The organism is Microvirga sp. KLBC 81 (assembly GCF_003075415.1).
Lineage (GTDB): Bacteria > Pseudomonadota > Alphaproteobacteria > Rhizobiales > Beijerinckiaceae > Microvirga.
Window position 1 is genome coordinate 1 of the sequence record NZ_QDAH01000141.1, and the last position, 7,738, is coordinate 7,738.

Genomic DNA, 7,738 nt, shown 5'->3' on the forward strand with positions numbered 1-7,738 from the left:
CTTCAACGAAACGCTTCATCCGGCCCTCCGCTGATCAACATCAGCTTAGCAGATCAACGCGTTTCCACACAGGCTGGACCCAACGCAGTCCTTCAGCCGATGAGCAGAGGCCGCAGTGGCCAGCGCCGACAAGACGGCAAGCGTTGCAAGGCCAGGGCATATTAAGATATTTCTCCCATTGTTGAAAGCACGTGGACGTTCAATGTGCGTCCACTCGGACAGTTCCGACTCCCAAGCTTATGAGCAGAATGTATTCCTGCGGAGGTCTGTGCTGAGATGAGCCTGCTGTGCTTCGGCAATAAGCAATTCTTGCATTCAGCACAGATCTGCTCTGCTCACGGATTTCGGAACGGTCCGGTCGGGCTCTCGTTATGCTCGGTATGGCAATGGTGCGTTGCACAACGAGGTACGATGAAGTTTGCGCCCGACGATTATCTCTGCGTATTTCCCTCAGGCGAGCACGGAGAATTCCAGCAGCAGGAGATTAGGCCGCTCAAGCGCAAGTCTGCTGCAAGGAAGAGGCGTGTGTCCTTGGCGCTGCAGGGTGGCGGGTCGTTTGGCGCTTTCACCTGGGGGGTTCTCGATCGTCTCCTCGAAGATGAAACCATTGCATTCGATGCTATCAGTGGCGCCAGCGCTGGTGCGGTAAACGCCGTTCTGCTTGCATCGGGCCTAGCCGATGGAGGGCCAAACGCCGCACGAGCAACGCTCGAACGCTTCTGGAAACGTGCCAGTGAGGCGGCTCCGAGGGGGCATGCTGGGTTCGCGCTTGAAGCTGCTGCCCGCCATCTCTCGCCATACCAGTTCAACCCATTCAACCTGCATCCGCTCAAGACGATCCTTGAAGAGGAGGTCGACTTTGATGCTCTGCAACAGCGCCCCGGGCCCAAGCTGCTGATCGCGACCACGCGGGTTCGCGATGGAAGCCTGCGGATCTTCCGCGAGAAGGCCGTGACACTTGATGTCATCCTTGCCTCGACGTGCCTGCCGGTTCTGCACCACGCGGTTTCCATCAATGGCGAGGCGTACTGGGATGGGGGATACTCGGCTAATCCGCCCTTGCTGCCATTGGTGTCTGCGTCACGTGCCTCCGACGCATTGGTCGTGCAAATCATGCCCTCTGCCGGAGTGGAGATGCCGACCACCGCGTCGGAGATCCGAAAGCGCATTGAACAGATCACATTCGCCAATTCTCTCGTGCGAGATATCGATGCGCTGTCTGCCATGAAGCAGATTGCAGGCCCTCACGACCAGGGCTCCCGCTTGGCTCGCAAGCTGCAAAAGCTGCGGCTTCACCACATTTCGGCCGAGGCGGAGTATCCGGCCCTGAGCGAAGCCAGTGCGCTCAATCTCGATTGGGACTTCCTGCGCACTCTCCATGACGCAGGTCGTAGGGCAGCGGATCGGTGGCTCAATCGAGAATTAGGACAAACGGCGCATTAGAGCATCGTGCGGAACCGAAGGGCCGCGTCAGCGACCCGAAGGGCCACGCCCGTGAAAAGTGGACCCGGTTTTCCGCTGAAAACGATGCTCTCATTCAAGGAGAAAGCATCGGACCCAAAAGTGCAAATCCACTTTTCACGTCCGATGCTGTAGGCATGTGTTGTTGCCCATCCCTCTAACTACGCTTCTCCAGTGGCCTCCGGTCCTCTGCGGCTTTGCTCAGGCTCGGCGGCATCGGGACCAGGGCAGGGATGTTCGTAGGCAGAGCTCAATTGGGGTGATTGACCAACCTCAGTGCTGTGGAACGAGAAACTCGATGCCGTTGCGCCGCCCGATCTCGAGCAGGCGAGGGATGTCGGGTGGACCTGACGGGGGCGGCAGATCTTTGGTCCCAGGCGGCATCGGCTCTCCGGCCTGCGAGAAGAATCCCACATGAGCATTTCCAGGCGCATTGAGGATGAGAGCGCGGGCCGGAGCTTGGCCGATATTGCGGAAGGTGTGCACCTCGCCCCGTGGGATCTTGACGAAATCACCCGCCGTGGCAATGCGGCTCTCACCGCCGACGATGAACTCAAACGTGCCGTCCAGAACGTAGAAGGCTTCATCATCGGCCGGATGCCGATTGGGCGGTGGGCCAGCTCCGGGCCCGACCAATCCCTCAACGAGGCAGTACCCGGCGGTGGGGTCGCGTACAAGAAAGCGCAGCAAGATCCCAGCGATATAATAGGTGTCGGTTTGCGGATCGGACATCGTGCACCTTTCTTCACCACATCCCCCAGCTCTGCAGTTTACGCCCTTACGCGATTGCTGTTGATCCGCCATTCCGGATTAGGTCTGCTTGTGAGACTTGGAACTGCTGCTTCCGAGCGGTGTTACGGTGAGGTTGAGTATGCGTTCCCTGTCGCCTGCTTGGAGCCCATGCCATGCTCAGACAACCCATTTCCGGCTTTGCCAAGCGCGTTGATGATACAGTCGCTCGCGCAATGGCTATTCTCCAGCGCAAACCAGATTTCACTGCCAAGCCAGAAGACCGTCTGCCTGCAGGCAGCCAACGCCCCCAGGATAGAACCTGAGCCATACGGATACGGTTCAGGAGGGCATCAGGAGGTGCGGCTCTCTCGGGTGATGGAGGTGAGCATGTTGATCTCGGCTGCGATTCCGATTCTGGTGCTCTCTGTCCTCGCCAGTGGGCCTTTCCGCGACAGCATGCCGGTTTTCATTGCGACGCTCGCCCCCTTGGCTGCGGTTCTCAGCCTCTTCATCCTGATTTGCGCGCTTGAGGCCGGTGGAGGCAACCGCGACAACCGCCAATAATCCGGAGGCTTGCCTGATGATTGGCTGGATTCCGTGCGGCCATGGGAAGTCCCGTCCGGTCAGCGGTCGCGCCTGGGCAGATGGTCCGTAGGGCATACGGGGAACCCGCACACGAATTGCACATTAGCCCGCTGCGCTTTCACGGCCACGTCAACCAAGCGCAGGAGCCCTTCTCAAAGCATCTGGGGGCGCTGTGCATGATCGAGAGAGGCACCATGTCCGATATCGTTCCAAAGAGTCCCATGCAGTATCTCGACAGGGCTACGTCAGCCTTGCGGGAGCTTGGGATCACTCCTCCTCAAGCCATGGACGCTCCTATCAATGGTCTCCTGGAGAAGGTCTCGGATCTTGATCAGGACCGGATCGTGGTCATCGCCCGCACGCTCGGACAGGCCAGCGTGTTCAACGAGATCGTCCGCGATCAGGTCCAAGCCATGGACGTCGGCGAGCGGTACCGGCAGATCGCCGAGTCTTTCAACTCCATCCGCGACGACGCGAAAAACATGGTCGATCAGATCGCCGATGCGAAACTCGATTTGATGGAGCGCGTGACTAACGTCTGGATGAAGATTTCCCGTGGCGATATCTCGGACCGCTTCGATGACATCAAGCAAACCTATCTCGAGGTCACCCGGTCGACCAAGGATCAGGTAGACCGAGAGCACATCATCCTCGACGCCTACCGCGATTTTCGCGGCGCGCTCAAACACGCTGAGGTGATGGCTCTGGAAGTGCTCAACACCGCGGAGCAGAAGCTCGAATCCGCCAAGGCAGAGTTGCAGAAGGCCTCTGACGCCGTCGTGAACTTCAAAGGCACGGAAATTGCCGAGCGTGCCCGGCTTGAACTCGCGCGCGACGAACAACTCCGCCGTACTCAGGACGAGGAGAAACGGTATCAGATCGCCAAGGATCTCTCGGACAACCTGACTGTCAGCTACAACACCTCCGAGGTCATCATGGCCCGGCTGATGCAGATGACGAACGCCAAGGAGCGTGTCTATGCGCAGGCGGTCACCTTCTTCTCGACCAACGATTCCGTGCTGACCGCATTGCGGGCATCCTTCACAGGCATGTTCGGCCTGCATGAGGCGACCCAGACTCTGAACGAGATGAAGGAGGGCGTCTCCCGCAGCCTGGAGGTGCTAGCCGAGATTGGCGATCAGGTCGGTGAGGCTGCTGTCAAGGCCGGATATGGTCCAACCATCCGGGCAGATGCGGTCAAGAAGCTCGTGGATTCCGTCATCACGTTCCAGGAGCGCTCGTTAGAGATCGTTGGCGAGATGCGTCGGCTTGCTACTCAGAACTCAGCGGAGATCCGCGATGCTGTCGAGGAAGGCAAGCGACGCATCGCCCGCCTCGTAGCAGAGGGAGAGGCCCTGCCGACCAATGGCTGAAACGGCCGCCACACCACCCTCGGGCTCCCCCGACAGGCCGCCTCAGAGCTTGGATGAGGTGATGCTCGCCATGGACGTGGTGGACACGCTCCGCCACCAGGAGAGCTTGGTGAGCCGGGAGCTCGGGCAGGAGCAGCGCGACGCCGAGCTTCTGGAGCGGCTGCGCCAGATCTACCGCGGGCAAGGGATTGAAGTCCCTGACCGGGTTCTCTTGGAAGGCGTGAAGGCTCTCAAGGAGCAGCGCTTCGTTTACACCCCGCCAGCTCCCAGTTTCGCCCGCACCGTGGCAACGGCCTGGGTCAACCGCGGACGCGTCGGTCGAGTGCTTCTAGGTATCGCAGCGCTTCTTGGTCTCGGCTGGAGCGCCTATCATTTCGGCGTCGTCGAGCCGGCCCGGCAGCGGGCCGCGCAGGAGCAGGCCCGGGCCGAGCGCACCCGGATCGAACTCGCCGAGCGGCTGCCGGCTGCTCTCGAGCAGGGGCACGAGGATGTTCTGCGGGAAGCGCAGGTGCCGGTGGCGCGGGAAAAAGCCGAGCGACTGCTTGCCGACGGAAAGGTTGCGATTACACGTGGCGATGCCGAAGCGGCGCGGCAGGCGATCAACGACCTGGAGGTTTTGCGCGCGGATTTGCGCCGCGAATACGTCCTGCGCATCGTCTCCCGCCCGGGCGAGCCAACCGGGGTGTGGCGGGTCCCGCAGCGCAATCCCGCTGGCCGGAACTATTACCTGATCGTGGAGCCGGTCACCCCCGACGGGCGTATCCTCAGCCTGCCGGTCACCAGTGAAGAGGATGGTCGGACCGTAACGACATCCAAGTGGGGCGTGCGTGTGAGCGAGGCCACGGCCATGCAGGTACAGCGGGACAAGGACGACGACGGCATCGTGCAACGCAATCGTCTCGGCGAGAAGCGCCGGGGCCGGCTTGATGTCGAGTACCTGATGCCGATCCTCGGCGGCGCGATCACACAATGGTAGGACAATGATATCGGGACGGCAGGCGCTCGCGCAGATCGAGCAGACCATCGAGAGAGCCCGCCAGCAGGAGGCGCAATTCGAGCGCGCCTATGCCGTGGCGACCGAGGAGGTTGGACGCCTCCGTATCCAACGCACGGAGGCGTTCCGCGAGCTCGCGCGGATAAGGCTGGACGCAATCACACAGGACAAGATCGTCGGCGACTTGGATGCTGCCGAGCGCCAAGCGATCAGCCTGCTCGACAGCCGCAAGGAGGCGCTGCGGCAGCTGACCGAGCGTCGCCATCAGGCAGAGGAGCGCGTCAGGCAGGCAGAGACCGCGCGGCAGGCCGCAGTCGATGCCCTCGAAAAGGCCTTGGACAAGGTCGAAGCCCTCCGCAAGAGCGTCGAGGCCAAAATCAGCATCAATGCCGAATGGATCTCGGCGCGGGCCCGGGTCGACGAGATCGCCGGACAGGCTCAGCAGGCGGAGAAGAAGGCCGTGCAGGCGGAGGCTGATCGAGATGAAAAGGGACGGCCGTATGAGGCCGATCCGTTGTTCATGTATCTGTGGAGGCGAAAGTTCGGCACCGCCGCTTATCGGGTCGGGCCGTTCACCCGCGCGATGGATCGCCTGGTGGCGCGCGTCGTCGGTTACGATAAGGCACGGGCCAACTACGCTCTGCTCAATGAGATTCCCGAACGGCTGCGCGAACATTCCCGCCGGATCATCGGTGATCTCAGGGAGGCGCGAAACAGGCTCACGACGCTGGAACGCAAGGCGCTCGTGGATGCCGGCATCGAGGCGGCCGAGGCCGACGCGGCAAAGGCGCGCAGTGTGCTGTCCGACGCGGAGCGCAGACTCGCGGAGGCGCGGGATGCGCTCGCCACGCTGGACCGCACCTATGATGCTTCGGTTCTTGAAGGGGACGCGCCTTACCGCGAGGCTGTCGAGCTGTTGACGGCCGCCGACCAGCGCGAGGATCTGAACCAGCTCTATCAAGAGGCATTGCGCACGCCGACACCGCGCGACGAGGAGCTCGTCCGGCGTATCCAGGCCACCGACGGAATGATCAACCGGGCACTGCGCCAGGCCGTCGATGCGCATCAGCGGCTCAAGGAGGTGGCCCAGCGCCGCGCCATGATCGAGCACGAATGGGATGAACTCCGACACCAGGGCTACGACACTCCATACGGAACCTTCGGCAATGAGGCCGCACTCGGCAATGTGCTGGGAGGTGTTCTCACGGGAGCAATAAGTGGTGCGATTCTGGGACAGGTCCTGCGCGGAGGCTTCCACCATGGACCCAGTCCGTGGGACTCCGGCTTTGGTGGTGGATTGCCCATCCCACCTCCCGATGGCTTTGGAACCGGCGGGTCTTTCGGCGGTGGGGAGTTCAGGACAGGCGGCTCATTCTGAACGGAAGTGACGGGCTGAGGCGCAGCCCTTCGAAACCCAACTTGGACACCCCTTAACGATATCAATCCGGACAGCAGGTTTCGTCTCACGTTCGATTGCGGCACGAAACTGAAGTAATGCTCCGGTCCGCGCTCCGGGCCCTAACCAGACCTTCGTGAAGGGCAGGGGAGCGTCAGAGTCTGAGCCCAACGACTCTTGGGCGTCGTGGGAGCTCGCGTCCGAAACCATCGGTTAACCCGGGAAGGGCATCCTTTCTCTGCGTGAATCAGGGACTGGGCGGGCCCCTCATCCGGAGACGATTGGCCATGACGGACAAGACCCTCGACGAAGCCATCCAAGAGAAGCTCAACCTGATCGCTCCGACCCTGAAAGCGATCCAAGCCGGAGGAGAGCAGGCCTACCTGGGCGACCTCCAGACGCTCCTGAGAAAGAACCTGGCGAGCCTTCTTGCTTTGTTCGAACGCGATCCCGGTCTTGATGCCGCGACGGCCGATCTTTACGCCGCGGCCGCGGCCATTGTGAAGGACGTCACAGCGGCCTCCCAGCCGTATGCTCGCAAGCGCCGCCTGCTGAAGGAAGCGCAAGCGCGCTTCGAGGAGCGGATTGCGCTGGCAAGGCCCAGAGAGCGCAGGCCGTCCGCCTCATGGCGTCAGAACGAACTCTTCCATGCAGCCTGATCGGTGTTTGGGTCCGGTTCTGTCATTGCCAGCGCTGGATCCAATACACGCCCAGCGATCAGTGCGTGGTGCTCGCCGGCAGGCGACGAGCACCTATTAATATGGTGGCAAGTCAAATAAGTCGCGGAGTGGGCGCTGCCTGAACATCGGGCTTCCGGCCAACAGCGCTCGGGAAAGACCTAGAGCATCGTGCGGAACCCGGAGGTCCGCGTCAGCGAAAAGTAGCCCCGGTTATTCGTTTGCGCAGCCCTTTGGGTCGCTTTCAACGATGCTTGGCTTGAAAGAGGAAGCATCGGATCGATCCCAAAAGTGCATTCCACTTTTCACGTCCGATGCTTTAGCGACTTGCGCGTCGGAACCAAAGATTGACCACCCCTTCATCCAGGATCGTATCGATGCGCAGCCGCGAAGATCCGTTGCTGGGGCGTTTTGGCCGTGAGGCTCTGGTCCGCCGGCCTGTCCGCGGCGGGCCTTCGAGGGGCCGGCCACAGTCGACGCGCGCAGGAGAGCACAGGTTGGAGAGCACGCGCTGGAGCCC

General features: G+C 61.6%; 7 protein-coding genes. 6 read left to right on the forward strand and 1 reads right to left on the reverse strand.

Features of this window, described 5'->3' with window-relative positions; all coding sequences use genetic code 11:
* Nucleotides 1-411: 411 nt before the first annotated feature.
* Complete coding sequence (locus tag DC522_RS31595; protein ID WP_245444720.1) at nucleotides 412-1,443, forward strand: patatin-like phospholipase family protein; 1,032 nt, start codon at nucleotides 412-414, stop codon at nucleotides 1,441-1,443.
* A 291-nt stretch (nucleotides 1,444-1,734) separates the two neighbouring features.
* Here DC522_RS31595 and DC522_RS31600 read toward each other — a convergent pair whose 3' ends face one another.
* Nucleotides 1,735-2,193: a cupin domain-containing protein gene (locus tag DC522_RS31600; RefSeq protein ID WP_116532417.1), complete on the reverse strand. Its 459-nt coding sequence runs from the start codon at nucleotides 2,191-2,193 to the stop codon at nucleotides 1,735-1,737.
* Between the two features lie 387 nt (nucleotides 2,194-2,580).
* Here DC522_RS31600 and DC522_RS35225 point away from each other — a divergent pair, with 387 nt between their 5' ends.
* The 5 genes from DC522_RS35225 (at nucleotide 2,581) to DC522_RS31625 (ending at nucleotide 7,200) form a co-directional block, all read left to right on the forward strand.
* The gene (locus DC522_RS35225; RefSeq protein ID WP_165820408.1) at nucleotides 2,581-2,757 is read left to right on the forward strand and encodes a hypothetical protein; all 177 of its coding nucleotides are present in this window, start codon (nucleotides 2,581-2,583) and stop codon (nucleotides 2,755-2,757) included.
* A 215-nt stretch (nucleotides 2,758-2,972) separates the two neighbouring features.
* Nucleotides 2,973-4,151: a cell surface protein gene (locus tag DC522_RS31610; RefSeq protein ID WP_116532423.1), complete on the forward strand. Its 1,179-nt coding sequence runs from the start codon at nucleotides 2,973-2,975 to the stop codon at nucleotides 4,149-4,151.
* Entirely contained in the window at nucleotides 4,144-5,127 is a 984-nt protein-coding gene (locus DC522_RS31615; RefSeq protein WP_116532419.1) for a DUF6384 family protein, read from the forward strand. Before DC522_RS31610 ends, DC522_RS31615 begins: the two co-directional genes overlap by 8 nt.
* A gap of 4 nt (nucleotides 5,128-5,131) precedes the next feature.
* Nucleotides 5,132-6,523: a hypothetical protein gene (locus DC522_RS31620; protein ID WP_116532420.1), complete on the forward strand. Its 1,392-nt coding sequence runs from the start codon at nucleotides 5,132-5,134 to the stop codon at nucleotides 6,521-6,523.
* Between the two features lie 305 nt (nucleotides 6,524-6,828).
* Complete coding sequence (locus tag DC522_RS31625; RefSeq protein WP_116532421.1) at nucleotides 6,829-7,200, forward strand: hypothetical protein; 372 nt, start codon at nucleotides 6,829-6,831, stop codon at nucleotides 7,198-7,200.
* Nucleotides 7,201-7,738: the final 538 nt, after the last annotated feature.

Coding starts and splice junctions, on each gene's coding strand:
- DC522_RS35225 (WP_165820408.1), top strand. CDS start 2,581: ATGTTGATCTCGGCTGCGATTCCGATTCTGGTGCTCTCTGTCCTCGCC.
- DC522_RS31625 (WP_116532421.1), top strand. CDS start 6,829: ATGACGGACAAGACCCTCGACGAAGCCATCCAAGAGAAGCTCAACCTG.
- DC522_RS31595 (WP_245444720.1), top strand. CDS start 412: ATGAAGTTTGCGCCCGACGATTATCTCTGCGTATTTCCCTCAGGCGAG.
- DC522_RS31615 (WP_116532419.1), top strand. CDS start 4,144: ATGGCTGAAACGGCCGCCACACCACCCTCGGGCTCCCCCGACAGGCCG.
- DC522_RS31600 (WP_116532417.1), bottom strand. CDS start 2,193: ATGTCCGATCCGCAAACCGACACCTATTATATCGCTGGGATCTTGCTG.
- DC522_RS31610 (WP_116532423.1), top strand. CDS start 2,973: ATGTCCGATATCGTTCCAAAGAGTCCCATGCAGTATCTCGACAGGGCT.
- DC522_RS31620 (WP_116532420.1), top strand. CDS start 5,132: ATGATATCGGGACGGCAGGCGCTCGCGCAGATCGAGCAGACCATCGAG.